Genomic DNA, 26983 nt, shown 5'->3' with positions numbered 1-26983 from the left:
CTCATTCTAGCCCGTCCGGGCTGCCCCACGTACCAACCCGGGTTTCTGGCAATATGTGCAGTGCAGCATTTCCATCCGGGGAGGCAGGCATGAAACGCGTGGTATTCAACCAGAAGGGCGGCGTCGGCAAATCCACCATCACTTGCAACCTGGCCGCCATCTCGGCCGCACAGGGTCTGCGCACACTGGTGGTGGATCTCGACCCCCAGGGAAATTCCACACATTATCTGCTGGGCGATGCTGCCGAAGGTGCAGGCCCCGGCCTCGCCGACCTCTTCGAGCAAACGCTGGCACTGCGCTTCGAGCAACGTCCCTCTCAGGGTTACGCTCAACCAACGCCCTTTCCGGATCTTTTCCTGCTGCCTTCCTCGCCACGCCTGGAGGAGCTGATGAGCAAGCTGGAATCCCGGCACAAGATCTACAAGTTGCGCGAAGCACTGGATGAGCTGGACGAAACTTTCGACCAGATCTACATCGACACGCCACCGGCACTGAACTTTTTCACGCTCTCCGCACTGATCTCTGCCGACACCTGCCTGATCCCCTTCGATTGCGATGACTTCTCACGCCGCGCGCTGTATGCGCTGCTCGACAGCGTGGACGAGATCCGAGCGGACCATAACCCGGCGCTCAGGGTAGAAGGCATCGTGGTCAACCAGTTCCAGCCCCGGGCCAGCCTGCCACAGAAACTCGTACAGGAACTCCGTGACGAGGGGCTACCCATACTGCCGGCCTACCTCTCGGCCTCGGTGAAAATCCGGGAAAGCCATCAGTCGGCGCGTCCGATGATCCACCTGGACGCCCGCCACAAGCTGACGCAGGAGTTCATCGCATTGCATCAGCACCTCACCGGATGACGCAACGCGCAGAAGCCTGTCTGACCGGGCTATAATTGTCCCTTTTTTCAGCGGCTTCCATGCGTATTTACAGGAGCGTCCGGGCACACCTGAGCGAGCCCTGCGTGCTGACCATCGGCAACTTCGATGGCGTGCACCTGGGGCATAAAGCCTTGCTTGCCCAGCTCCGCGCACGTGCGGACGCCACCGGGCTACCGGCCACGGTACTGTGCTTCGAGCCGCATCCGCGCGAATTCTTTGCGCCCGACTCCGCGCCTCCCCGTCTATGCAGCATGTGGCGCAAGATGGCGCTGCTGCAGGCAGCCGGAGTCGATCAGATCTGCATGCAGCGCTTTGATGCGCGGTTCTCCGGTCTTTCAGCACAGGAATTCATCGAGCAGGTGCTGGTGCAGGGCATGCAGGTCCGACATCTGATGATCGGTGACGATTTCCGCTTCGGTCGTGGCCGTGACGGGGATTTTTCCACATTGCTTGCAGCGGGCGAACGTCATGGCTTCGCGGTGGAAGCCATGACGACGCAGACCGTTTCCGGAGAGCGCGTATCCAGTTCGGCTGTCCGCGAAGCTTTGCAAGGTGGAGAAATCGAACATGCTACCCGCCTGCTCGGCGAGCCCTTCGTGGTCGAAGGCTGGGTGCAGCACGGTGACAAGATCGGCCGCACCATCGGTTTTCCGACTGCCAACATCCGCATGCGCCAGCAGACGCTGCCACTGTCCGGCATCTTCGCGGTAACCGTGGATGGCGGACCGCTGCGGCACGCGATCGGCGCGGCCAGCATCGGCTATCGGCCAACCATTGGCGCCGGGCTTGGCCTTCGTGTGGAAGTCTTTGTGCTGGACTTCTCCGGCGATCTTTATGGGGAACGTCTGTCCGTACGTTTCTGGCACAAGCTGCGCGACGAAAAGAAATACGACACGCTGGACGCGCTGAAAGCCGCGATCGGCAAGGACTGTGACGATGTACGTGCGTGGTTTTCCACGCACCCCGAATACCTGAGCTTGCGAGAACAACATGGCTGATTACAAAACCACGCTGAACATGCCCGATACCGCGTTTCCCATGCGCGGCGACCTGCCCAAACGCGAACCCGGCTGGATCCAGCAGTGGCAGCAACAGAAGCTCTATCAGAAGATCCGCGAGGCCAGCGCAGGCCGACCAAAGTTCATCCTGCACGATGGCCCTCCCTACGCCAATGGCAGCCTGCACCTGGGACACGCACTCAACAAGGTGCTCAAGGACATCATCGTGCGCAGCAAGACGTTAGCCGGTTTCGACGCCCCCTATGTGCCGGGCTGGGACTGTCACGGCCTGCCGATTGAGCACAAGATCGAAGTCACCCACGGCAAGAACCTGCCCGCCGACAAGGTGCGCGAACTGTCGCGTGCCTACGCTGCCGAACAGGTCGAAATCCAGAAAAAGGGCTTCATCCGCCTGGGAGTGCTGGGCGACTGGGACAATCCCTATCTGACCGTGGCCTACGCCAACGAAGCCGGCGAGATCCGCGCACTCGCCGAGATCGTCAAGAAAGGTTTTGTCTTCAAGGGGCTCAAGCCGGTGAACTGGTGCTTCGACTGCGGCTCTGCACTGGCGGAAGCCGAAGTCGAGTACGAGGACAAGAAGTCCGACGCCATTGATGTTGCGTTCACCTGCACTCAGCCCGAAGCGCTTGCCGCAGCCTTCCGCCTCGATAGCCTGCCCAAGCCGGCCGCCGTTGTGATCTGGACCACTACGCCCTGGACCATCCCGGCCAACCAGGCGCTGAACATCCACCCTGAATTCGACTACGCGCTGGTCGATGTCGGCGATCGTCTGCTGATCCTGGCGGCCGAGTTGGTGGAGCCCTGCCTCAAGCGCTACGGCCTGCAGGGCACGGTGATCGGCACCGCCAAGGGCACGCGTCTGGCCGGGCTGGAGTTCCGTCATCCGTTCTACGACCGCGTCTCGATCGTGTATCTGGCCGAGTACGTCGGCGTCGATGCGGGTACCGGCATCGTGCACTGCGCCCCGGCCTACGGCGTGGACGACTTCAACATCTGGCGCGCCAACGGCCGCAGCTTCGACGAGATCCTGAGTCCGGTGCAGGGCAACGGCGTATATGGCCCCAGCCTGGAATTCTTCGGCGGCCAGCACATCTGGAAGGCCAATCCGCAGATCGTCGAGAAGCTGCGCGAAGTCGGCGCGCTGCTGAAGCACGAGACGATCTCGCACAGCTACATGCACTGCTGGCGCCACAAGACGCCGATCATCTACCGCGCCACCGCGCAGTGGTTCGTCGGCATGGACAAGCAGCCGAACGAAGGCCCGACGCTGCGCGAACGCGCGCTGGCCGCAATTGAGGACACCGCGTTCTACCCCGCCTGGGGCCAGCCGCGCCTGCACGCGATGATCGCCGGCCGGCCGGACTGGTGCATCTCGCGCCAGCGCGACTGGGGCGTGCCGATTCCGTTCTTCCTGCACAAGGAGACGGGCGAGCTGCATCCGCGCACCGTCGAGCTGATGGAGGAAGTCGCGCAGCGCGTCGAGCGCGAAGGCATCGAAGCCTGGTTCAAGCTCGACGCCGCCGAGCTGCTCGGTGCCGAGGCGGCCCAGTACGAGAAGACCACCGACATCCTTGACGTCTGGTTCGACTCCGGCACCACGCACTGGCATGTGCTGCGCGGCTCGCACAACGACGGCCACGCGCAAGGTCCGCGCGCCGACCTGTATCTCGAAGGCTCGGACCAGCACCGCGGCTGGTTCCACTCTTCGCTCCTGACCGGCGCCGCCATCGATGGCCACGCGCCGTACCGCGCCCTGCTCACCCACGGCTTCCTGGTGGACGAGAAGGGCTACAAGATGAGCAAGTCGCTCAAGAACACCATCGCGCCGGAAGAGATCACCGACAAGATGGGCGCCGAGATCCTGCGTCTGTGGGCGGCCAGCACCGACTACTCGGGCGAAATCGCCGCCTCGAAGGAAATCCTGGCCCGCGTGGTCGAGGTCTATCGCCGTGTGCGCAACACGCTGCGCTTCCTTCTCGCAAACACCGCCGACTTCAATATCGACACCGACGCATTGCCGGTCGAACAGTGGCTCGAGATCGATCGCTATGCACTGGGCCTTACCCGCGATCTGGTGGCCCGCGCCGAGACCGATTACACGAAGTACGAATTCCATCGCGTGGTACAGGCATTGCAGTTGTTCTGCTCGGAGGATCTGGGTGCCTTCTATCTGGACATCCTCAAGGATCGCCTCTACACCAGTGCCCCGAAATCCGTGGCACGACGTTCGGCACAAACCGCGCTGTGGCACATCACACAGACCGTGGTAAAGCTGATGGCACCGATCCTGGCCTTCACCGCCGAGGAAGCCTGGGCGGTGATGAGCGGCAACGCCGAGGACAGCGTGATGCTGCACAGCTTCCACAAGCTGCCGCAGACCGCCTCGGATTCCGAGCTGGAGGCCCGCTGGAGCCTTATCCGCGCCGTGCGCGCCGAGGTCATGAAAGAGATCGAAGCCGTTCGCACGGCAGGCCAAGTCGGCGCCTCGCTGCAGGCAGAGATCACTGTTCAGGCTGCGGGCGACAAATACGCTGCGCTGGCCTCGCTGGGTGAGGATCTGCGCTTCGTATTCATCACATCTGCCGCGCAAGTCGTACAGGTCGCCAGCGAAGCGGACGAGAAGATCACCGTCACGCCCAGTACTCACCAGAAGTGTGGCCGTTGCTGGCACTACCGCGCCGATGTCGGCCGCAATCCTGCACATCCCGAACTGTGCGGACGTTGCGACGACAATCTCCACGGTGCCGGCGAAGCACGGAGCCACGCATGAAGCGCTTCGCGCTCTGGCTTGGCCTCTCCTTGCTGGTGATCGCGTTCGATCAATGGAGCAAATTCACGGTACTGGCGCATTTCATGGAATACGAGGCGCGCCCGGTTACGGATTTCTTCAATCTGGTGCTGGTTTACAACCTGGGTGCGGCCTTCAGCTTTCTGGCCGGGCATGATGGCTGGCAGCGCTGGTTCTTCGTGATCCTGGCCGCTGCCATCTGTTCCTGGTTGTTACGCCTGACCTGGATACATCGGTCGGAGCGCTTGCAACCTTCCGGGTTTTCGCTGATCACAGGCGGTGCGATCGGCAATGTGATCGACCGTCTGATCCACGGCCGCGTGGTGGATTTTCTCGACTTCCATCTTGGTGGACAACACTGGCCAGCCTTCAACCTCGCCGATTCGGCTATCTGTCTGGGTGTCGTACTGATGCTGCTGGCCCAGATCCAGGAAAACCGGCGCGAGAAACAACAGAGGATCCAGCAGCCATGAACGTCGACTCTCACAGCCTGGTCACCTTGAATGTGCGTATAGCGGATGCAGACACGGGTACAGTCTTCCATTCCAGCTTTGAATCGACACCGATGACACTGCAGGTCGGTGCCGGCGAGCTGATGCCGGCGCTGGAAAGCCGGCTGATCGGCCTGTCGACAGGCGCGCGTGAAACCTTGCTGTTCGCACCTGGCGAAGCCTTTGGTGAATACACCGACGCATTGATCGAGCGGGTAGACCGCAAACATGTACCGGAAGGCATGGCACTTGAGGTCGACACCCTCTTCTCTTTCATCGCCCCCGATGGCAGCCGTTATCCCGGACTGGTGCGCGAGCTCTCCGACGACTACGCTGTGATCGACTTCAACCACCCACTGGCCGGTAAGGCCGTCAGCATCGAGGTGGAAATCATCGGCGTGATCTGAGAACCTGTTCAGAGTCTCTGTCGCGAGAGTCCCTCAGCAGGGTGAAGCGTGGCGCAGGAACCGAAGTGCATTCAGACACATGAGGATTCCGAGCAGCACATCAGCCCTGATCAGGAGTTCGCAGCAAAACCATGAATAGGTTCTGACGCCTCCCCAACCCTCAAATCGTCATCCGGAGTCCATGAGCTCAGAAATCCTCCTCGCCAACCCTCGCGGCTTCTGCGCCGGTGTGGAACGTGCCATCGAGATCGTCGAACGCGCCCTGCGCCAGTACGGTGCCCCGATCTATGTGCGTCACGAAGTGGTTCACAACAAGTTCGTGGTCGAAGACCTGCGCGCCAAGGGAGCCATCTTCATCGAAGAACTCGATGAAGCGCCGAGAGGCTCTACAGTGATCTTTTCCGCTCATGGTGTCTCGAAGGCGGTGCGTCAAGAAGCTGACACACGCGGCCTGCGCGTGTTCGACGCCACTTGCCCCCTGGTGACCAAGGTGCACATCGAGGTCGCCAGGATGCGCGATGCTGGCCGCGAAATCGTGATGATCGGCCACAAGGGGCATCCGGAAGTGGAAGGCACTATGGGCCAGGCAGAAGGCGGCATGTATCTGGTTGACTCGGTCGAGGATGTAGCCGCCCTGCAGGTCCGTGACGAAAACATGCTTGCCTACGTGACCCAGACCACGCTGTCTGTCGATGATGCCCAAGTGATCGTCGACGCGTTGAAGGCGCGCTTCCCGGCCATCGTCGGACCAAAGAAGGATGACATCTGCTATGCCACGCAGAATCGCCAGGATGCCGTGAAATTCATGGCTCCCCAGGTGGATCTGGTCATCGTGGTCGGCTCCAGAAACAGCTCCAACTCCAATCGCCTGCGGGAAGTGGCAGCGCTGCGTAACGTGCCTGCCTATCTCGTAGACAACGCTGCCGGCGTGGATCCTACCTGGCTGGCTGGCGTACGCCGCGTGGGTATCACAGCCGGAGCCTCGGCCCCCGAGGTGCTGGTACAGGAAGTCATTGCCCGCCTGCGCGAGCTTGGAGCCGGCAATGTACGCTCGCTGGATGGCGCACTGGAGAACGTGACCTTCCCCATCCCCCGTGAATTGCACGCAGAATGAAGCCCGCCGCCGAAACCCACCGGCGGCCCTTACCGCGATATCAAGCCATGTTCGGTCGTTTCATGCCCCGTGAAGGTCGATTCTTCGAGCTGTTCAATGCGCATGCGGAACAGGTCGTACTTGCCGCCGAACAACTGGTGGCGCTGATGTCTGCCTCTCAGGAAGGCATGGCGCCCATCGTCGCGGCCATCGACGAGATCGAGACGCAAGCAGACAAGATCACCCACGATACCGTGGCATTGCTGCACACCACCTACATCACGCCCTTTGACCGCGACGCCATCCATGCGCTGGTCAACGAGATGGACGACATCGTCGATGCAACGCAGGACGTGGCCGAAGGCATCAGCCTCTACAATCTGCGCCGCCTCACGCCAGATGCCGTGCAGCTTGCCGAGCTGACCCTTTCCTGCGCCACCCGCGTGCGCCACATCGTCGGTCTGCTCAAGGATCTTGATCACGGGCGTGACATCATCTCCACTTGCCGTGAGATCGAGCGATTGGAATCCGACTGCGACCGCGTGATGCGCACGGCACTGGCCCGCGTCTTCAGGGATGAACGCGATCCGCTTCAAGTCATCAAGCTGAAAGCCATCTACGAAGGACTGGAGAAGATCAGCGATGCCTGCGAGAACGTCAGCAAGGTGATCGAAGGCCTGGTGCTGGAAAACCTCTGACACCATGGAAATCGCTCAGCAAAGCCTGTTGCTGGTGGTACTGCTCGTCGGCCTGGTGCTGTGTTTCAGCTTCATCAACGGCTTTCACGACGCGGCCAACTCAGTTGCCACCATCGTCTCCACCGGCGTCCTCAAGCCCGGGCAAGCTGTGATCCTGGCTGCCTGCTTCAATTTTCTGGCGATCTTCATTTTCCATCTGACGGTCGCGGAAACAGTGGGGCGCGGCATCGTCGATCCAGCGGCCATCGATCATTACGTGGTGTTCGGCGCATTGATCGCGGCCATCGGCTGGAATCTCGTCACCTGGTATCAGGGGATTCCATCCAGTTCGTCGCATGCGTTGCTGGGCGGCATCCTGGGAGCAGCGCTGGCCAAGGCCGGCACCACTCCCTTGATCTGGGACGGTGTGATCAAGACACTGGCTTTCATTCTGCTGTCTCCGTTGCTGGGTTTCTTCCTCGCTTCTCTGCTGATGCTGGCAATGTCCTGGCTGGCCGTCGGGCGCTCGCCGATGCGCGTGGACAACTGGTTCCGCCGTCTGCAGCTGGCCTCCGCTGCAGCCTACAGCATTGGCCATGGCGGCAACGATGCACAGAAAGCCATCGGCATTCTCTGGCTGCTGCTGCTCACTACCGGTTATGCGCACACGGGCGACGCCCTGCCCGGCTGGGTCAGTGTGATCTGCTATGCCGCGATCGCGCTGGGCACGCTCTTCGGTGGCTGGCGTATCGTGCGCACGCTGGGCCAAGGGATCACACGCCTCAAACCCATCGGCGGTTTCTGCGCCGAAACCGGCGGTGCACTCTCCTTGTTCATTGCCGCAATGCTGGGCATCCCGGTATCCACGACACATACCATCACAGGCGCCATCGTCGGCGTAGGCTCGTCGCAACGCTTCTCGGCAGTACGCTGGGGGCTGGCTGGCCGTATCCTGTGGATCTGGATCTGCACCATCCCGGCCTGCGCACTGATTTCGGCACTCGCCTGGTGGCTGGCACAGCAGCTACGGTGAACGATGATGCCGGGGGACGAAGGTTCGTCATAACCCCCCCGGTCAAAAACCCCCAGTAAATCCCGATTCAGGTCCTGCTGGCGATCAGCCGTACCGGCTGCAGTAGTCCCTCACCATCGGCGCGGCCGAGACCGACGAAAGTCTCGCCATAGATCCGGTATTCCCCAGTCTCCAGCATCTGCGGCACGGCCTGCCCGTGCAGGAATGAGGCTGTCTGTGCAGCGTCGAGCTGTACGGCGGGCAGATTACCCAACAAGGAATCCACTGGGGCCAGCAAAGGCCCGCGCGCATCTTCCGGCAACTCGTTCAGAGCATCCAGCGTGAATGCGCCTTCCAGCGTCAGCGGGCCAATGGCTGTACGCCGCAAGGCTGTCAGATGGGCACCGCAACCCAGGGCATTGCCGATATCCTCGGCCAGGGTCCGTATGTAGGTCCCCTTGCTGCAACGAACCAGAATGTCCACCTCGGCCCCCGAGATCCGCTTCACCTCCAGGGCATAGATGGTCACGCGTCTCGCTTCGCGGGCGATTTCGACGCCCTGGCGTGCGTACTCGTACAAGGCCTTCCCTTGATGCTTGAGCGCGGAATACATCGGCGGCACCTGTTCGATCTCGCCAAGAAAACCGGCACAAACCGCATGGATGGCAGCAGGTTCGGCCATCACCGGTGCCTGACGAATGATCTCACCTTCGGCATCTCCGGTACTGGTGCTCACACCAAGCAGCATCGTCGCCAGATAGGTCTTGTCGGCATCCAGCAGACGATTGGAAAACTTGGTGGCCTCACCGAAACATAATGGCAGCAAGCCGGTCGCCATGGGATCCAGCGTACCGGTATGCCCGGCCTTGGCCGCCGAAAACAGACGCCGTGCCTTCTGCAACGCATCGTTGGAGCTCAGCCCCCCCGGTTTGTCCAGCAACAGCACACCATCCACGATCTGCCAGCGCTTGCGCGCCACAGGCTGACTCATGCTTTCGGCTCTTCCTGATTACTGTCGTCATCCTCGCCACGCAAGGCACGATCCTCGCCAACAGCCTTGTCGATCAGGGCAGAGAGGTAACTGCCGTGCTCAACCGAGCGGTCATAGACGAAATGCAGATCCGGCGTGGTATGGATGCGTACGCGGCGCCCCAGTTCCCGCCTCAGGAACCCCTTGGCCCGGTTCAGGCCGACCAGCAGTTCCTCCAGCCCCTGTTCGCCTTGCATCGAGGTGAAGAACACCTTGGCGTGCGCGTAATCGGGCGTGAGCTCCACATCGGTCAGCGAGATCATGCCGACACGTGGATCCTTCACCTCAAGACGGATCAGCTCGGCCAGTTCGCGTTTGATCTGCTCGGCCACACGGGCCGAGCGGGAAAATTCCTTTGCCATCTTCTCTCCAGTACAAACGGGCCCCGCAGGGCCCGCTTGGCTGTCTGTGCCACCCGCATCGCAAGGACGGCGGGCGACCGAACAGATTTACACACTTACAGCGTGCGGGCGATTTCCTGGATTTCGTAGACTTCCAGCTGATCGCCTTCCTTGATGTCGCTGAAATTCTTCAACGACAGACCGCACTCGTAGTTCGCCTTGACTTCCTTGACGTCATCCTTGAAGCGACGCAACGAATCGAGTTCACCGTCGAATACCACGACGTTGTCACGCACCAGACGGACACGCGAATTGCGACGCACCACACCGTCAAGCACATAACAACCGGCGATGGTCCCGATCTTGGAGATCACGATCACCTGGCGGATTTCCACCGTACCGATCACCTGCTCGCGCTTCTCGGGCGCCAGCATGCCGGACAGCGCCTGCTTCACCTCGTCGACCGCGTCGTAGATGATGTTGTAGTAGCGGATATCCACGCCGAAGTTTTCGGCCAGCTTGCGCGCACCGGCATCGGCACGGGTGTTGAAGCCGATGATGACAGCCTGCGAAGCCTGCGCCAGGTTGACGTCGGATTCGGAGATACCGCCCACCGCACCGTGGATGACGTTGACACGCACTTCCTCGTTGGAGAGCTTCTGCAGCGACTGAACCAGCGCTTCCTGCGAACCTTGCACGTCGGCCTTGACGATGAGGGCCAGCGCCTTGACCTCGCCTTCGGTCATCTGCTCCATCAGATTCTCGAGCTTCGCGGCCTGCTGCTTGGCAAGCTTCACGTCGCGGAACTTGCCCTGACGGAACAGTGCGATTTCGCGGGCACGGCGCTCATCGGTGATCACCATGGCTTCATCGCCAGCGGACGGCACTTCGGAAAGGCCCAGAATCTCCACCGGAATGGAAGGACCCGCCTCGGCGATCTGCTTGCCATTCTCATCGAGCATCGCACGCACCTTGCCGAAGGTGGCGCCAGCCAGCACCACATCGCCACGGCGCAGGGTGCCCGATTGCACCAGCATCGTTGCCACTGGGCCACGCCCCTTGTCCAGACGAGCCTCCACGATCAGGCCTTTGGCCGGCGCTTCGATCGGGGCAGTCAGTTCCAGCACCTCTGCCTGCAGCAATACGTTTTCCAGCAGCTCGTCGATACCCAGGCCTGCCTTGGCCGAAACCAGGCAGAAAGGCGAATCACCGCCGTACTCCTCAGGGATCACGCCTTCGGCCACCAGTTCCTGCTTGACACGATCAGGGTTAGCTTCAGGTTTATCGATCTTGTTGACCGCCACCACGATGGGCACACCAGCCGCCTTGGCGTGGTGGATCGCTTCCTTGGTCTGCGGCATCACACCATCGTCAGCGGCCACCACCAGAATCACGATGTCGGTCGCCTTGGCGCCGCGAGCACGCATGGCCGTGAAGGCTTCGTGACCCGGGGTATCCAGGAAGCAGATCATGCCGCGCGGCGTTTCGACGTGATAGGCGCCGATGTGCTGCGTGATGCCCCCTGCTTCGCCTGCCGCCACCTTGGTACGACGGATGTAGTCGAGCAAGGAGGTCTTACCGTGGTCGACGTGACCCATGATGGTCACTACCGGCGCACGTGGCGTGGCCTCAAAGTCCTTGGCTTCGTCACCTTCGATCAGGAAGGCTTCCGGATCGTCCAGCTTGGCAGCCACAGCCTGGTGCCCCATCTCTTCCACCACGATCATCGCGGTTTCCTGATCCAGCACCTGATTGATGGTCACCATCTGGCCCAGCATCATCATTTTTTTGATGACTTCAGTAGCCTTCACGGACATTTTGTGTGCCAGATCGGCAACCGAGATGGTCTCGGGCACGTGGACCTCGCGTACCACCGGCTCGGTAGGCGCCTGGAAGTGCTGTTGTGCGTTGTCATTGCCATGGCGACCGCCGCGCCCCTTGGGGCCTGTCCGCCAGCCGGCATTTCCGCCAGCCGTATCGCCACGCGTCTTCAGGCCGCCTCGCTTGCTGCGTGAATCATCTTCACGAGCCGTGCCACGCGCCGGAGCTGCGCCCTTTTTGGCGGTATCACCAGCCGCAGCCTTGACTGGGCGGTGCAGCGTATTGCTTGTTTCCTTGCGTTGCGGAGCAGCTGCTTCACGCGCCTTGGCTGCAGCAGCCTCCTCGGCCTCTTGCTTGGCACGTACGAGACGAGCCTCTTCGGCGGCCTTGCGGGCAGCGGCCTCATTCTCGCGGGCACGCTTGTCCGAAGCCTGGCGTTCGAGCAACTCGCGATGACGACGTTCCTCACGTTCACGCGGCGTTTCCTCACGCGGAGCAACCTGGGCCTTCTTGACGACTGGCGCGGGTGCGACCACGGGAGCTGGTGCAGGAGCAGGTACCGGCTCGACCACCGGAGTGGGCTCGGGCTCAATTGGCGCCGGCTCCGGAATAGGCTCGGGCTCGGGTTGTGGCTCCGGCTGGGGTTCAGGTTCAGGCTCTGGAGCAGGTTCGGGTTCGGGAGCAACCGCTACAGGCTCCGGAACGGGTTCGGGCGGCGGCACAAAGGCTTCCACCGGCTCGATATTGGGCTCCTCCACTACCTCTTCAGGTGCAGACGATGCCAGGGCTACGCGTTCTTCCGCCCCAGACTCCAGCCCGCCATCCATTTCATCGCGTTTGACGAAAGTACGCTTCTTGCGCACTTCGACCTGGATCGTACGTGCCTTGCCGGAAGCGTCCGCCGCCTTGATCTCGGTGGTCTGCTTGCGCGTTAGGGTGATCTTTGACTTGCCGGAAGTATCGCCATGCGCCTTGCGCAGGTATTCGAGCAGGCGTGCCTTGTCCTGTTCGCTGACTACATCGGCAGCCCCGGATTTTGGTACACCGGCCTTCTCGAATTGTTCGAGCAGGACCGGGGCCGGCATTTTTAGTTCGGTGGCAAACTCCGCCACGCTCATTTGCGCCATCGTGTGCTTCTCCCCCTCTTACTCGAACCAGTGCGCACGCGCCTTGGTGATCAGATCCTTGGCTGTGGGCTCATCGATCTCCCCCAGCTCCATCAATTCGTCGACGGCCAGATCAGCCAGGTCGTCACGACTCTTCACGCCGCCGCTCGCAAGTTTGGCAGCCAGCGCCTTGTCCATGCCTTCGAGATCGAGCAGATCGTCGGATACACCTTCGAGCTGTTCTTCGTTGACGATGGCTTCGGTCAGCAATACGTTGCGCGCGCGCTGGCGCAACTCGTTGACCGTATCTTCGTCGAAGGCCTCAATCTCCAGCATCTCGGCCAGTGGTACGTAAGCCACTTCCTCAAGCGAAGAGAACCCTTCCTCAATCAGGATGTCGGCCACTTCATCGTCGACATCCAGCTTGTCGCCGAACAGGCGGCGCAGACGCTCCTGCTCTGCTTCAGTACGCTCGGCGGCAGCTTGTTCGGTCATCAGGTTGATGTTCCAACCGGTCAATTCGGTAGCCAGTTTGACGTTCTGACCACCACGGCCGATGGCCATTGCGAGATTGCTCTCATCGACCACCACGTCCATCGAATGGCTTTCCTCATCCACGACGATGGAACTGACTTCAGCAGGCGCCAGTGCATTGATCACGAACTGTGCAGCCTCGGGAGACCACAGCACGATATCGACGTTCTCGCCGCCCAGCTCGTTGCGCACGGCGGTCACACGCGAACCACGCAGGCCGACGCAGGTGCCGATCGGATCGATACGCGGATCGTTGGCCTTGACTGCAATCTTGGCACGCAGGCCGGCGTCACGAGCCGCCGCCTTGATTTCCAGCAGACCATCTTCCATTTCCGGCACTTCAAGCTCGAACAGCTTGACGATGAATTCCGGCGCGCTGCGCGACAGGATCAGTTGCAGGCCACGGGCACCGCGGTCAATACGCAGAAGATAGGCACGGACGCGGTCGCCCACGCGCAGGTTCTCCTTCGGAATCTGCTGTTCACGCGGCAGCAAAGCCTCCAGGCGACCGACTTCGACAATGGCATTGCCGCGCTCGATGCGCTTGATGCTGCCATTGACGAGATGCTCGCCACGATCCAGAAAATCATTGAGGATCTGTTCGCGCTCGGCATCACGGATTTTCTGCAGGATCACCTGCTTGGCGGCCTGGGCACCGATACGGCCGAAATCGATGGGTTCCAGGGGCTCCTCGACGAATTCGCCCACCTCGATATCCGGGAACTGTTCGCGCGCATCGATGATGCCCATCTGCGCTTCGTCGTTCTCCACCTCGGCGTCAGGCAGGACCTGCCAACGGCGGAAGGATTCATAGTCACCGGATTCGCGGTCGATGGACACGCGGACGTCGGCATCGTCATGAATCCGCTTCTTCGTGGCGGAAGCGAGCGCCATTTCCAGCGCGGTAAAGACGATCTCCTTGGCGACGTTTTTCTCACGCGCCAATGCGTCTACAAGCAGCAAGACCTCGCGGCTCATCGTTTCATTCCCCTGAATGCGAATTCAATCAAAACTTGGGCACCAGGCGCGCACGCTCCACCTGATCCAGCGGCAATGCACGCTCCCCCTTTTCGGTCAGCAGGATCACCGCGCCTTCGCGCACGCCCTGCAGTACCCCAACAAAATTGCGTTGATTCTCGATAGGCAGACGGATACGGATCTGGGCCTGTTCTCCGGCAAAACGCTCGAAATCGACCTGCTTTTTGAGCGGTCGATCCAGCCCCGGAGACGAAATTTCCAGGCGGTCGTAATCCACCCCTTCCACTTCGAACACCCGTTGCAATTGGTTGCTCACCGTAGCGCAATCATCGACCGTGATGCCACGTTCGATATCGATGAACACGCGCAACAGACGCGAGCGCGGCGACACTTCAATGTCCACCAGCTCGTAACCGAGGCCTGCAAGGGTTTGTTCGACTAGCTGTACGAGATCCATTCCGACGCCACAAATAAAAAATGGGCTAAAAGCCCATCTCGATCACCCGCCTCGGCATGCAAACCGCACGCGGATCAACAAAATCGCGAGGATTATAACATGCCACGACAGGCAAGGTAAATCCTGGACTGGAAATGGCGACAGCATCCCGCCGCCATTTCCAGCCGACGACTGACTCACTACTGCGGAGCAGCCTCCACCGCACGCGGCTTGCGCGGACCACGCCGACGCGGACTCTTGCGCACGGCAGGCGCATCCTGAGTAGCGACCGGAGCATCCACGACTGCAGCAACCACCGCTGCCGGAGCACCATCCTGCGACGCCGCACCGCCCTGTTCGTTGCGACGCGAACGACTACGCCGCGAACGCTTGCGCGCAGGCTGCTGCTCACCTTCGCCCGGAGTGCCTTCAGTCTTGGGCTTATCGTGCGGTCGTGTACTGCGCGGCCCCTGGTGTTTGGCCGCACGCCGCTTTTCCTCGGGGCGCTGCTGACGCTTTTCCATCGGCTGACCGGTGAGTACCGCAACCTGCTCAGCTTGCATTTCCTCGTACATGCCGCGTTTGAGACGGCTGGGCAGTTCCACCGCGCCGTAACGCACGCGCATCAGACGGCTGACCGTCAGACCAATGGCCTCGAACATCCTGCGCACTTCACGATTACGCCCTTCGGACAAGGTGACGCGATACCAGTGATTAGCGCCCTCGCCGCCTTCATCGCTCAGCGTGGTGAATTTGGCAACCCCATCCTCAAGCGTGATGCCATCGGTCAGTTGTTGCTTCTGTTCGTCCGTCAGCTCACCGAGCAGGCGCACTGCGTATTCGCGCTCGATCTCGTAGCGCGGATGCATCATGCGGTTAGCAAGCTCACCGTTGTCGGTAAACAGCAACAGTCCGGATGTATTGAAATCCAGGCGACCGATGGCGATCCAACGACCCTTGTTGATCGTCGGCAAACGATCGAACACGCTGGGACGGCCCTCCGGATCGTCCTTGGAAACGATCTCGCCTTCCGGCTTGTGATACATCAACACCCGAGGCCCACGTTTCTTCTGCTCGGCCGCGAAGCGCAGGTTCACCAGCTTGCCATTGACCTTGACGCGATCGCCCGGGCCGATCTTCTGCCCCAGGAATGAAGGCTCGCCATTCACGCTCACACGTCCGGCGACAACCCAATCTTCGATCTCGCGGCGCGAACCATAGCCGGCCTCGGCTAGCACCTTCTGAATACGTTCGCCCGGCGCCGTGATCACTTTCTTGACGCCATTCCCCTGCCCCCAGCGCCCACTACCGGTAGGTACGCCGAGATCCAGATCACGGGTCTGTTCGAGACGATCAATGAAGGCCAACTGACCGTCGTCTTCGCCCTCAATGAAATCGGGCGAATCGAAATCAATTTCCGGAGCCGGGGCCAGCGTCTTCGGCTGGGGACGGCGCAACGGACTGTTCTTCTTCTGGTTGTGCGGACGCGGACGACGCGGCTTCTGCGGTGTCGACAAGGTCTAATACTCCTTCAAGCTCGGCCAGTGGAGGCAACTCGGTCAGGCTACGCAGGCCGAGATCATCGAGAAATTTTCGGGTGGTGGCATAAAGGGCCGGGCGGCCCGGAGTGTCGCGATGGCCGATCGTGTCGATCCAGCCCCGGGTTTCCAGCAATTTTATGATCTGGCTGGAAACGGTCACGCCGCGAATATCTTCGATGTCTCCACGCGTGACGGGCTGACGATACACGATGATTGCCAAGGTTTCCAGCACTGCGCGCGAATAACGCGGCGCCCGGGTGTCCTTAAGACGCTCTAGCCAAGGCTGCAGATCCTCGCGTGTCTGGAAACGCCAGCCGCTGGCCAGCCGGACAAGCTCCGCCGGTCGGCCACGCCAGTCGGCTTGCAGATCGGCCAGCAAGCGCTGCAGCACGGGAGTTCCAAGATCCGGTTCGAAAGCGCGGCGCAAGATACTCAGCGGCAACGGCTCGGCCGTGGATAGCAGCGCGGCCTCCAGCACCTGCTTGGCAAAGGCCACGTCAATGCCGGCCGATAGCATCTCCTCGGCACTGGCCAGCAGATCATCCGCCGGTTCGGCTTCCTCAGACAGCAGGGACGGGTTCGGTGGCGTCGTTGAGTCGGACATAGATCGGTTCCATCGGCGCCAATTGTGTCACCCGCACCAGGCGCTCCTTGCATAGTTCCAGCACAGCCAGAAAGCCCACGACGAGGCTGGCCACACCATGCGTCAATTCGAACAGCTGCTCGAAGGGTAGATCGCCGGCGCCCTGCAGCCGGCGCAGGATGCCTGTCATGTGCTCGCGCACGGACAACTCCTCACGCTGAATGCGGTGATGCTGATGCAGGCGCGCCCGTTGCAACAGGGCCAACCAGGCGGTCTGCAGATCAGCAAGGCTGACCTCGGGCAAGCGCTCCACGGTTTTCTCGGCCACATGCACCGCAACCCATTCGAAATCCCGCTCGACGCGTGGAATGCCATTGAGCATCTGGGCGCCACGCTTGATCTGTTCATACTCCATCAACCGTCGCACCAGCTCGGCGCGCGGATCCTCTTCTTCGGTCTCCGTCTCGCGCGGCGGCCGGGGCAACAACATGCGCGACTTGATATCCAGCAGCGTCGCTGACATCAGCAGGTAATCCGCAGCCAGATCCAGATTGCTCGAGCGCATCGCTTCGACATAGACCAGATACTGCGCTGTCAGCGGAGCCATCGGAATGTCGAGGATATCCAGATTGGCGCGCCGGATCAGATACAGCAGCAGATCCAGCGGTCCCTCAAAGGTTTCCAGAAAGACCTCCAACGCATTCGGCGGGATGTAGAGATCCGTGGGCAGTTCGCGCAAGGGCTCGCCGTGGATGCGGGCGAGCACCAGTTCGCCTTGCTGCGGCACCTGCAACATGGAACTCAGGCCCCGGCGAAGAACAGCAGGAATTTCAGGATCGGCTGCGCCACATGGCGGAATAGATAGTCCAGAGCGCCGAAATACAGCAGGCCAATCAGGATGAAGAAGCCATAAGGCTCCAGACGCGACCACGCGATGGACTGGCGCATGGGAAGCAGGCTCACCGCAATGCGGCCACCATCCAGCGGCGGAATAGGCACGAGATTGATCAAGGCCAGCCCCGACATTGACCAGCATGCCACGCAAGGCCAGATCAGCCCAGAAGCTGTCTGGCCCCATCTGCATGCGTTGCAGAAAGCCGATGCACACGGCCCACGCGAACGCCTGTACAAAATTGGTCGCAGGCCCTGCCGCAGCCACCCAGAACATGTCTGCCTTCGGGTTGCGCAAACGACCGAAATCCACGGGCACCGGCTTGGCCCAACCAAAGGGTGGAAAGGCTGCACCAGTGACGGCATTCATCAGCACGATGCAACCCGGCACTACCAGCGTGCCGATCGGATCGACGTGCTTCAGTGGATTGAGCGTGATGCGCCCGAGCACGTGTGCGGTCGGATCGCCGAACATGCGTGCCACGTAGCCGTGAGCCGCTTCGTGCAGCGTGATTGCCAGTATCACTGGAATCGCCCAGACGGCGATGTTGTAGATGATTTCATTCATGGTGCGATTCTACAGGCCGAGAGGTGCAAGAGCGCCTTTGCCCGCACGCAGCAGCTCGGGAGCGCCCGAACTCAGATCCACCACCGTGGTGGCCTCGCGACCGCACCGGCCGGCATCGATGACCAGATCCAGCAGTTTCTCGAGACGGGAACGGATCTCGTCGGCCTCGTCCAGCGGCTCGTCCTCATCCGGCAGCATCAGTGTGGACGACAGCAGGGGTTCGCCCACTTCGGCCAGCAAGGCGCTGATCACGGCGTGTTCGGGCACGCGCAGGCCGATGGTCTTGCGCTTGGGGTGGAGCACCCGGCGCGGCAATTCACGCGTCGCTTCGAGAATGAAGGTGTAAGGCCCCGGCGTGGTGGCCTTGAGCAGACGATACTGGGCATTGTCCACACGCGCATAGGTGGCGATCTCGGAAAGATCGCGACACATCAGCGTGAAGTGGTGCCGATCATCCACGCCACGGATGCGGCGGATACGATCCAGCACATCGGCATTTCCCGTCAGACCGACGAGCGAATAGGCGCACTCGGTGGGCACAGCGATCAGGCCGCCGTGACGCAGGATCTCTGCCGCCTGACAGATCAGGCGGGGCTGGGGGTGCTCGGGATGGATCTCGAAGAACTGAGCCATGATGGATTCACACGGCGGCGGAAAGCGCGCACCTTACACCAAACGCGACCAGACCGGCGTCAGATCCGGCGGCAACACCTCGGCCCGGCCGAGATCCACGCTGCTCTCACCCGGGCCATGAAAATCCGAGGCACGCGAGGCGAGGAAATCATAACGACGTGCCACACGGGCAAATTCCAGCGCAGCCGCGCCACACTGAGTGCTGGAGACGACCTCGATAGCCTCCCCTCCCAGGTCCTTGAAACGGGCAAACAAGGCCTCCATGCCGGCCTTGTCGACCCGCGTGCGCCCCGGATGGGCGATCACCGCAATGCCGCCGGCGCCATGGATCCAGCCCAACGCCTCTTCCAGACTGGCCCATTCATGCTCGACGAAGCCGGGCTTTCCACGCACCAGATAATGATCGAAGACGCTGGCCACGTCGCGCGCGATACCGATCTTCACCAGATGGCGTGCGATATGGGCACGCGAGACCAGGGCCGGGTTGCCAGCGTAGGCCAATGCCCCTTCATACACGCCCTTGATGCCGATCTTCGCCAACGCATCTCCCATGCGCTGCGCACGTGCATCACGCCCGCCCCGCACCTGCGCCAACCCGGCCAGCAGCGCAGGATCGGCTGCATCGAATCCCAAACCGACGATATGAACCGACTGGTCCAGCCAGGAAACGGAGATCTCCACGCCATTCACGAAACGCAAACCTAGGATTTCCGCCTCGGCCCGAGCCTGAGGAAGGCCGCCGGTTTCGTCATGGTCGGTCAGTGCCAGCAGGCTGACGCCATTGGCGTGAGCGCGGCGTATCAGCTCTGCCGGCGGCAAGAGCCCGTCCGAGAAGGTTGAATGACAGTGCAGATCAGCATTGAAGGCTTTCATGGAAACAGTTTAGCGCAGCCCCTTGAGTTCGGTCCGGGCTCGGGTTAGAGTCGCGGCTCGTTCGGGAGAGAGCTGGCATGATTCAGGCCGCCGAAGGCGCAACCCCCCGGGAACGCTCAGGCAAAAGGACCGAACGAAAAACAGCAAATCTGGAGAGCGATGCGCTCAGCGCATCCACCGAAGGGGCACTCAACGCAGAGGCGTTGAAATCTCTCAGGTACCAAAGACAGATGGGGGCCGCGCTCGCATGACGAGTCCGGCCCTTTTCATTTGTCCTGGAAGAGAACCATGCCCAAGCAGACTCCTCTGTATGCCCTTCATCTGGCCGCAGGCGCCAAGCTCGTCGATTTTGCCGGCTGGGATATGCCCATCCATTACGGTTCCCAGCTCGAAGAGCACAAGACGGTACGTGCAGATGCCGGCATGTTCGATGTTTCCCACATGCTGCCGGTCGACATCACTGGCGCGGGCGCCCAGGCTTTCCTGCGCCGTCTGCTCGCCAACGACGTGGCCAAGCTCACCGAACCGGGCAAGGCGCTGTACGCCTGCATGCTCAATGAGAGCGGTGGCGTCATCGACGACCTGATCGTCTATTTCTTCGCATCCGACGACTATCGCATCGTGGTCAATGCTGGCACCGCCGACAAGGATGTGGCCTGGATGCGCGAAGTGGCGCGCAAGCTGCCCTCGGGGGGCAACGTCAGCATCACACCACACCGCGATCTGGCGATCATCGCCGTGCAGGGGCCAAACGCACAGTGCAAGGTCTGGGCCGCCCTGCCCGGTACTGAAGCCGTCACCGCACCGTTGAAATATTTCCAGGCTGCCCGGCTAGACGATCTGATGGTCTGTTTCACTGGCTATACCGGCGAGGCCGGCTATGAGCTGATCTTCCCGGCCGAGCGTGCCGCCAGCGTCTGGCAGGCCTTGGCAGCCCAGGGTGTGGCGCCAGTCGGCCTGGGAGCGCGCGACACCTTGCGCCTGGAGGCCGGCATGAATCTCTACGGCGCGGACATGGACGAGACGGTCGGCCCGCTGGAATCCGGTCTAGGCTGGACCGTAAATTTCGCCGCCGACCACGATTTCATCGGCCGCAGCGCGCTTCAAGCCACTCCACCGCAACGCCAGCTTGTCGGCCTGCTGCTCGAAGACCGTGGCATTCTTCGCAGCCACATGCGAGTGTTCACCCCGCATGGTGAAGGTGAAACCACCAGTGGCAGTTTCGCCCCCAGCCTGAATGCCTCGATCGCTTTCGCCCGCGTACCGGTCGCAGTAGCCATAGGTGACACGGTGGAGGTGGACATCCGCGGCAAGCGCCTGCCTGCCCGGGTCGTCAAACTGCCGTTCGTGCGTCGGGGCAAGATCCTTGTTTGAATGCAGAGGGAAGGGATAGGGGGAGAGATACAAACGCCCCCGACTTTCGATCCTCACTATTTTTGATCGCCGGGACAGGCTACGGATGCGGGTTTCACCCCTATTCCTTTACCTTCCCCCATCTCTGGAGAAACCAATGAGCATTCCCGCCAACCTGCGCTACACCGAATCCCATGAGTGGATCCGCAAAGAGCCCGACAACACCCTGACCATCGGCATCACCGACCATGCCCAGGAAGCCCTTGGCGACATCGTGTTCCTCGATCTGCCAACTGCCGGTCGCAGCGTTACAGCTGGTGAAGAAGTGGCCGTGGTCGAATCCGTCAAGGCAGCCTCCGACATCTATGCACCGGTAGCCGGCGAAATCATCGAAGCCAACAGTGCCGCCATCGACTCGCCCGAGAGCGTCAACAGCGATCCGTACGGTGCCTGGCTGTTCAAGCTGAAGCCGGCCAATCTGGATGACATCGATGCCCTGCTCGACGCAGCCGGCTACGCCAAGGTTATCGACGAAGCCTGATCCAATCAGCCCCTTCATTCCGGTGCCAGCCGGAATGAAGGGGCCTGACCCTGATGCCCAGCCGCAAATCACTCGATGAACTGCTCAGATACCTGCTTGTGGCGGGTGGCATGAGTGTCGTCATGCTCGTGCTGACACGTGGCAAATGGCTCACGGCACTGCTCATCGGCGGCTGGCTCGCCCTTTTCGTGCTGCGCTTCCTGCGCCGGCACCGGAAGCACTGACAGCGTACCGAAGCTTCTTCCCCAGAAACTGCTAAAACTATGCCCCAGACCACCGCCCCCATCACGCTCGCCGATCTCGAACAGCGCAATGCATTCATCGCCCGCCACCTTGGCCCGGATGCCGCGGCTCAACGCGACATGCTGGCAGCCATGCAACTCGATTCGATCGATGCACTGATCGCCCAGACCGTGCCCGCCGGCATCCGCCTGGCAGCCCCTCTGCCGATCAATGGCCCGACCCCGGAAGAAGAAGCGCTGGCCGACCTCAAGCGCATCGCCAGCCGGAACGTGCTGAAGAAATCGCTGATCGGGATGGGCTACTACGGCACCTACACGCCGACGGTGATCCTGCGTAACGTGATGGAAAACCCTGGCTGGTACACAGCCTATACACCCTACCAGGCCGAAATCTCGCAAGGACGCCTGGAAGCACTGCTGAACTGGCAGCAGATGATCATCGACCTCACCGGGCTGGAACTGGCAAACGCCTCGCTGCTCGATGAAGCAACGGCCGCCGCCGAAGCGATGACGATGGCGCGGCGTGTGTCGAAATCGAAGAGCAACGTGTTTTTCGTCGATGCGGCCTGTTTCCCGCAGACCATCGACGTAGTAAAGACCCGTGCCGCCTGGTTCGGTTATGAACTGGTGATCGCTCCGGCAACACAGGCCGCGGACCAGGATGCCTTCGGCGTGCTGCTGCAGTATCCGGACGTTACTGGCACGGTCGCCGACCACGGCCCCCTGATCGCTGCCGCCAGGGCACGTGGCGCCTGTGTGGCCGTTGCCACCGATCTGATGGCGCTGGTGCTGTTGAAGAGCCCTGGCGAAATGGGTGCGGACATCGCTTTCGGCTCGGCCCAACGCTTCGGCGTGCCGATGGGATTCGGTGGCCCTCATGCCGCCTTCTTTGCTACCCGCGAAGCCAATTCGCGCGCCATGGCAGGTCGCATCATCGGCGTATCGAAGGACGCACGCGGCAAGACCGCGCTGCGCATGGCCCTGCAGACGCGCGAGCAACACATCCGTCGCGAGAAGGCCAACTCCAATATCTGTACCTCGCAGGTTCTGCTTGCCAACATGGCCGGTTTCTACGCCGTCTGGCACGGCCCGGAAGGCCTGCGGGCCATCGCCCGCCGCATCCACCGGCTGGCCAAACTGTTCGCGGCCGGGCTCAGTGCCTCGGGTTTCACGCTGCGGACTGACAATTTCTTCGATAGCTTCGATATCGAAACAGGCGAAGAAACCGGCACGATCCTCCAGGCGGCGCTGGATGCTGGCTACAACCTGCGCCATACCGGCGCGGCCACGCTGGGCGTGAGCTTCGATGAAACCCACGCCCGCGAGGATCTCATCGCGCTGTTCGCTGCCTTCGGCGTAGCTGCCGACATCGATGCGCTCGACCAGGCCGTGGCCGGCACTCCGCTGCCCGAAGCCCTGCTGCGTACCGATGCCATCCTCACGCACCCAGTATTCAACAGCCATCACACCGAGCACCAGATGGTGCGCTACCTCAAGCGTCTGCAGAACAAGGATCTGGCGCTCGACCACTCGATGATCTCGCTGGGCTCCTGCACCATGAAGCTCAATGCCACCAGCGAGATGATTCCGGTGACCTGGCCCGAATTCGGTGCCATGCACCCCTTCGCGCCGCACGATCAGGCCGCAGGCTATCTGGAAATGATCGAAGGGCTGGTCGATTACCTGCGCGCCGTTACCGGTTTTCCGGCGATCTGCATGCAGCCCAACTCCGGCGCTCAGGGGGAATACGCAGGTCTGGTCGCCATCCGCCGCTATCAGGCGGCGCGGGGTGAAGCGCATCGCAACATCTGCCTGATCCCGAAATCCGCCCATGGCACCAATCCGGCCACGGCCCAGATGTGTGGGCTGGAAGTCGTCGTCGTGGCCTGTGACGACAACGGCAACGTCGACGTCATCGACCTCAAGGCCAAGCTCGCACAGCATGGCGAACACCTGGCCGCACTGATGATCACCTATCCATCGACGCATGGCGTGTTCGAAGAAGCCATCCGCGAGATCTGTGAACTGGTGCACGCGGCCGGTGGCCAGGTCTACATGGACGGTGCCAACCTCAACGCGCAGGTCGGCCTCACCTCGCCGGCCACCATCGGCGCCGATGTGAGCCACATGAACCTGCACAAGACCTTCTGCATCCCGCACGGCGGCGGTGGCCCTGGCATGGGCCCGATCGGCCTGGCCGCACATCTGGCGCCTTTCATGGCCGACCACATGGTCTCCCCCACCGGCGGTGAAGCACGCTCCAATGCGGGTCAGGGCGCCGTAAGCGCCGTCCCCTTCGGCTCGGCCAGCATCCTGCCGATTTCCTGGATGTACATCCGCATGATGGGCGGCACGGGCCTGAAACAGGCTACTGAGGTGGCGATCCTCAACGCCAACTACGTTGCCAATCAACTCAGCGGCGATTACCCGGTGCTCTACGTCGGCTCGCAAGGCCGGGTGGCACACGAATGCATCCTCGACATCCGCCCGATCAAGGCCGCCACTGGCATCACCGAGGTGGATATCGCCAAACGCCTGATGGACTACGGCTTCCATGCGCCTACGATGAGCTTCCCGGTACCCGGCACGATCATGATCGAACCGACCGAGTCGGAAGACAAAGGCGAACTTGATCGCTTCATCGCCGCGATGCGCGCCATCCGCAGTGAAATCCGCAGCATCGAGGCAGGTGAGTGGCCGGCAAACGACAACCCGCTCAAGCATGCACCACACACGCAGGCAGATGTGATCGGTGACGAATGGAATCGCCCCTATTCGCGCGAGCAGGCCGTATTCCCGCTGGCCTTTGTGCGGGAGAACAAGTTCTGGCCCAGCGTGAACCGCATCGACGACGTGTATGGCGACCGCAATCTCTTCTGCGCCTGCGTGCCGGTGGAAGAGTACGAAGCCTGAGATTCGTGGCTTCAGTCGTTCAGAAAGCTGTCGTAAGGCCAATGCCGGCCAGTCGAGATCAGGCGCTTTCATATTGACGTCATCCCGGCGAGAGCCGGAATGACGACATGGTCTTGGCTGATCGACTAGCAGGCCACGGGGCAGCCTTTTCTATTCATTTCTTGCTCAGGCCAGCGCCAGCAAATCGCGCAGATGGCGCTCCGACTCGTGGAAGGCGGCATTCTCTTCAGGTGCGAATTCGTGGCACAGGATGCGTTCCACACCGCCCCGCCCGACCACGCAGGGTACGCTCATCACCAGATCGTCCACACCATATTCGCCCTGCAGCAACACCCCCAGAGGCAGGATGGACTGCTCGTTGCCCTCGATGGCGCGGATGATGCGGAATACGCTGGCAGCAATGCCATGGTTGGTATTGCCCTTGCGTTCGAAGATGCGGAACCCCGCCTCCAGCGTCTGGAGCCGTACCGCCTCACGATCGACCGGCGGCAAGCCGTTGAGACGGCAAAAGGTATCCACTTCCGTGCCACAGACACGGCACAGGCTCCAGGGGATGAAGCCGGTCGCCCCATGATCGCCAAGCATGTAGCCGTACAGATTCTTGGGATCGATCTTCACATGGTCGCTCAGGATGCGCAGGAATAGCGCCGTATCGATCAGTGTGCCCGCCGAGATGAGGCGCTCGCGTGGATAGTTTGATGCCCTCAGCATAACCTGCGTCATCACATCGACCGGATTGGTCACGTTGATGACGATGCCCTGCGGCGAATGCCGTTCCACCGAGGCAATCAGCCCCTGCAGGATGCCACTGTTGATGCGCACCAGATCATCACGCGTCTGACCTTTCTGCAACTGGGCGCCGGCCGTGATGACGACGATATCGCTGCCTGCCGTCTCCTCGAAGCCACCCGCGACCAGCGTGGGGTTCTTGGCATAAGTGAAAGGCGTCGTGTGCGAAAAATCCCAGAGCTCCGCCTCAGCCTTCTCGCGGACCTTGTCGACCGCAACGATCTCGGTGACCTCACTCATATTGACGAGAAAGCCCACTATTTCGGTGCCTACTGCACCCATTCCGATCACTGAAACCTTCATGCCATTCCTCCCAGCCTGCACCTTGGAGGTGCCTCTCTTCGCCACGGCGCGAAGCAATCCGTCCGCATTTTCCTCCTTTGCGGCCTGATAAAACATACGGCACGTTTCTGGCTTTCCAAAAAACCTTGGGAACAACCGGGGTTTTCCGTTCCTGCAAAGCAGCCTGCACCGATCGGGCCGGGCTGGCGGTCCGCCTGCCCTCCAACTGCAGGCCCATCATGCAGTATCCTGCGCAACTCATTTCCTTGGGAGTGCTTACATGTCGCAAAAAATGAAAACGGTGGTCGCATCAGCGCTCGCGCTGACGCTGGTTCTAGGGGCCTGCAGCAAAAAGCAGGAAGAGCCTGCGACCACCTCCTCTGGTAGCGCTCCGGAAGTCGCCGCCCGCGTCGTCAAGATCGGCTTCTCAGCGCCGCTGACCGGCCCGCAGTCGCACTATGGCAAGGGTTACCAGAATGGCGTTCAGCTCGCACTCGATGACGCCAACGCGCTCGCACCGAAGATTGGCGGCGAGCCCGTGCGCTTCGAACTCGTCGTGGAAGACGACATGGCTGATCCGAAGACAGCCACCCAGGTCGCCCAGCGCGTACTCGACAATGGCGTGGTCGGTGTGATCGGCCACTTCAATTCAGGCACCTCGATTCCTGCCTCCAAGGTCTACTCCGACGCGGGTATTCCGCAGATCGCCATGGCTACAGCCCAGGCCTTCACGCAGCAGGGATTCAAGACCACTTTCCGCTCCATGACCTCCGACACCCAGCAAGGCTCCGTGATGGGGCGCTTCGTTGTCGAAAAGCTTGCAGCTAAGCGCATCGCGGTGATCGACGACCGCACGGCCTACGGCCAGGGCCTCGCCGACGAGTTCGAAAAAGCTGCCAGGGCTGCTGGTGGCACGCTCGTGGCACGCGAGTTCACCACTGACAAGGCCACCGACTTCATGTCGATCCTTACGCGCATCAAGAGCAAGCAAGCTGATGTCATTTTCTACGGTGGCACGGATGCCCAATCCGGTCCGCTCGTCAAACAGTTGAAGCAGATCGGCATCAAGGCGCCGCTCGTCTCGGGCGAAATGACGCGTTCCGACACGTTCTGAATCGCCCCGGGTTTCCTAGACAGCCCCGAGCTTCATGAAATACTGTTTT

24 protein-coding genes, 1 pseudogene and 1 riboswitch are annotated in these 26983 nt (G+C 61.4%); of the genes and pseudogenes, 13 read left to right on the top strand and 12 right to left on the bottom strand.

Features of this window, described 5'->3' with window-relative positions:
- Window positions 1-89 precede the first annotated feature (89 nt).
- The 8 genes from BGI27_RS05790 to BGI27_RS05755 all read left to right on the top strand — a co-directional run bounded on the left by BGI27_RS05790 (window position 90) and on the right by BGI27_RS05755 (window position 8386).
- Window positions 90-857: a ParA family protein gene (locus tag BGI27_RS05790; RefSeq protein WP_095523948.1), complete on the top strand. Its 768-nt coding sequence runs from the start codon at window positions 90-92 to the stop codon at window positions 855-857.
- Between the two features lie 59 nt (window positions 858-916).
- On the top strand, window positions 917-1876 hold the full coding sequence (locus tag BGI27_RS05785) for a bifunctional riboflavin kinase/FAD synthetase (protein ID WP_095523947.1): 960 nt from the start codon (window positions 917-919) through the stop codon (window positions 1874-1876).
- Window positions 1869-4667 carry an isoleucine--tRNA ligase gene (gene ileS / locus BGI27_RS05780; RefSeq protein ID WP_095523946.1) on the top strand — a complete coding sequence of 933 codons (2799 nt, stop codon included), beginning with the start codon at window positions 1869-1871 and terminating at the stop codon, window positions 4665-4667. Before BGI27_RS05785 ends, ileS begins: the two co-directional genes overlap by 8 nt.
- Window positions 4664-5158: a signal peptidase II gene (gene lspA, locus BGI27_RS05775; protein ID WP_095523945.1), complete on the top strand. Its 495-nt coding sequence runs from the start codon at window positions 4664-4666 to the stop codon at window positions 5156-5158. Before ileS ends, lspA begins: the two co-directional genes overlap by 4 nt.
- Window positions 5155-5583 carry an FKBP-type peptidyl-prolyl cis-trans isomerase gene (locus BGI27_RS05770; RefSeq protein ID WP_095523944.1) on the top strand — a complete coding sequence of 143 codons (429 nt, stop codon included), beginning with the start codon at window positions 5155-5157 and terminating at the stop codon, window positions 5581-5583. The genes lspA and BGI27_RS05770 overlap by 4 nt, the downstream gene beginning before the upstream one ends.
- 181 nt (window positions 5584-5764) lie before the next feature.
- Window positions 5765-6697: a 4-hydroxy-3-methylbut-2-enyl diphosphate reductase gene (gene ispH / locus BGI27_RS05765; RefSeq protein ID WP_095523943.1), complete on the top strand. Its 933-nt coding sequence runs from the start codon at window positions 5765-5767 to the stop codon at window positions 6695-6697.
- A gap of 62 nt (window positions 6698-6759) precedes the next feature.
- On the top strand, window positions 6760-7374 hold the full coding sequence (locus tag BGI27_RS05760; protein WP_223871627.1) for a DUF47 domain-containing protein: 615 nt from the start codon (window positions 6760-6762) through the stop codon (window positions 7372-7374).
- A gap of 4 nt (window positions 7375-7378) precedes the next feature.
- Window positions 7379-8386, top strand: coding sequence for an inorganic phosphate transporter (locus tag BGI27_RS05755; RefSeq protein ID WP_095523941.1), 1008 nt, complete (start codon window positions 7379-7381; stop codon window positions 8384-8386).
- 67 nt (window positions 8387-8453) lie between these two features.
- Here the strand turns inward: BGI27_RS05755 and truB are convergent, their stop codons facing one another.
- The 11 genes and pseudogenes from truB to BGI27_RS05700 all read right to left on the bottom strand — a co-directional run bounded on the left by truB (window position 8454) and on the right by BGI27_RS05700 (window position 19700).
- Complete coding sequence (gene truB, locus BGI27_RS05750) at window positions 8454-9356, bottom strand: tRNA pseudouridine(55) synthase TruB (protein WP_095523940.1); 903 nt, start codon at window positions 9354-9356, stop codon at window positions 8454-8456.
- Entirely contained in the window at window positions 9353-9757 is a 405-nt protein-coding gene (rbfA, locus tag BGI27_RS05745; protein ID WP_095523939.1) for a 30S ribosome-binding factor RbfA, read from the bottom strand. The genes truB and rbfA overlap by 4 nt, the downstream gene beginning before the upstream one ends.
- A 95-nt stretch (window positions 9758-9852) precedes the next feature.
- Window positions 9853-12684: a translation initiation factor IF-2 gene (infB, locus tag BGI27_RS05740; RefSeq protein WP_095523938.1), complete on the bottom strand. Its 2832-nt coding sequence runs from the start codon at window positions 12682-12684 to the stop codon at window positions 9853-9855.
- A gap of 18 nt (window positions 12685-12702) precedes the next feature.
- On the bottom strand, window positions 12703-14175 hold the full coding sequence (gene nusA, locus BGI27_RS05735; RefSeq protein WP_095523937.1) for a transcription termination factor NusA: 1473 nt from the start codon (window positions 14173-14175) through the stop codon (window positions 12703-12705).
- A 28-nt stretch (window positions 14176-14203) separates the two neighbouring features.
- Window positions 14204-14632 (bottom strand): ribosome maturation factor RimP, encoded by a 429-nt coding sequence (gene rimP, locus BGI27_RS05730; protein ID WP_095523936.1) that lies wholly within the window; start codon window positions 14630-14632, stop codon window positions 14204-14206.
- Window positions 14633-15170: 538 nt separating this feature from the next.
- Window positions 15171-15969: pseudogene (gene rluB, locus BGI27_RS05725) on the bottom strand (23S rRNA pseudouridine(2605) synthase RluB); the annotation flags it as partial.
- Window positions 15970-16021: 52 nt separating this feature from the next.
- The gene (gene scpB, locus BGI27_RS05720; RefSeq protein WP_095523993.1) at window positions 16022-16669 is read right to left on the bottom strand and encodes an SMC-Scp complex subunit ScpB; all 648 of its coding nucleotides are present in this window, start codon (window positions 16667-16669) and stop codon (window positions 16022-16024) included.
- Between the two features lie 43 nt (window positions 16670-16712).
- The gene (locus tag BGI27_RS05715; RefSeq protein ID WP_095523935.1) at window positions 16713-17531 is read right to left on the bottom strand and encodes a segregation and condensation protein A; all 819 of its coding nucleotides are present in this window, start codon (window positions 17529-17531) and stop codon (window positions 16713-16715) included.
- A gap of 5 nt (window positions 17532-17536) precedes the next feature.
- Window positions 17537-17761, bottom strand: a complete 225-nt coding sequence (locus tag BGI27_RS18765; protein WP_338140495.1) for a site-2 protease family protein — start codon at window positions 17759-17761, stop codon at window positions 17537-17539.
- Window positions 17762-18203: 442 nt separating this feature from the next.
- Window positions 18204-18827 (bottom strand): L-threonylcarbamoyladenylate synthase, encoded by a 624-nt coding sequence (locus BGI27_RS05705; protein WP_095523934.1) that lies wholly within the window; start codon window positions 18825-18827, stop codon window positions 18204-18206.
- A 33-nt stretch (window positions 18828-18860) separates the two neighbouring features.
- Entirely contained in the window at window positions 18861-19700 is an 840-nt protein-coding gene (locus BGI27_RS05700; RefSeq protein WP_095523933.1) for a 3',5'-nucleoside bisphosphate phosphatase, read from the bottom strand.
- Window positions 19701-19752: 52 nt separating this feature from the next.
- A riboswitch (glycine riboswitch) is annotated at window positions 19753-19842 on the top strand.
- A 146-nt stretch (window positions 19843-19988) separates the two neighbouring features.
- On the opposite strand from BGI27_RS05700, the gene gcvT reads away from it, so the two are divergent.
- The 4 genes from gcvT (at window position 19989) to gcvP (ending at window position 24749) form a co-directional block, all read left to right on the top strand.
- Entirely contained in the window at window positions 19989-21074 is a 1086-nt protein-coding gene (gcvT, locus tag BGI27_RS05695) for a glycine cleavage system aminomethyltransferase GcvT (RefSeq protein WP_095523932.1), read from the top strand.
- Between the two features lie 136 nt (window positions 21075-21210).
- Window positions 21211-21594 (top strand): glycine cleavage system protein GcvH, encoded by a 384-nt coding sequence (gcvH, locus tag BGI27_RS05690; RefSeq protein ID WP_095523931.1) that lies wholly within the window; start codon window positions 21211-21213, stop codon window positions 21592-21594.
- Between the two features lie 53 nt (window positions 21595-21647).
- Window positions 21648-21818 (top strand): hypothetical protein, encoded by a 171-nt coding sequence (locus tag BGI27_RS05685; RefSeq protein WP_170942960.1) that lies wholly within the window; start codon window positions 21648-21650, stop codon window positions 21816-21818.
- A gap of 39 nt (window positions 21819-21857) precedes the next feature.
- Window positions 21858-24749, top strand: coding sequence for an aminomethyl-transferring glycine dehydrogenase (gcvP, locus tag BGI27_RS05680; RefSeq protein WP_095523930.1), 2892 nt, complete (start codon window positions 21858-21860; stop codon window positions 24747-24749).
- Window positions 24750-24914: 165 nt separating this feature from the next.
- On the opposite strand, the gene BGI27_RS05675 is transcribed toward gcvP, so the two are convergent.
- Window positions 24915-25841: a malate dehydrogenase gene (locus BGI27_RS05675; RefSeq protein ID WP_095523991.1), complete on the bottom strand. Its 927-nt coding sequence runs from the start codon at window positions 25839-25841 to the stop codon at window positions 24915-24917.
- A 259-nt stretch (window positions 25842-26100) separates the two neighbouring features.
- Between BGI27_RS05675 and BGI27_RS05670 the strand changes: the two genes are divergently transcribed.
- A complete protein-coding gene (locus BGI27_RS05670) occupies window positions 26101-26934 on the top strand; it encodes a branched-chain amino acid ABC transporter substrate-binding protein (protein ID WP_223871626.1) in 834 nt (277 codons plus the stop codon).
- Window positions 26935-26983 lie beyond the last annotated feature (49 nt).

The sequence above is a fragment of the Candidatus Dactylopiibacterium carminicum genome (genome assembly GCF_014736495.1).
Lineage (GTDB): Bacteria > Pseudomonadota > Gammaproteobacteria > Burkholderiales > Rhodocyclaceae > Uliginosibacterium > Uliginosibacterium carminicum.
The sequence above is the reverse complement of the archived record's forward strand: the minus strand, read 5'-3'. Positions and strand labels throughout refer to the sequence as shown.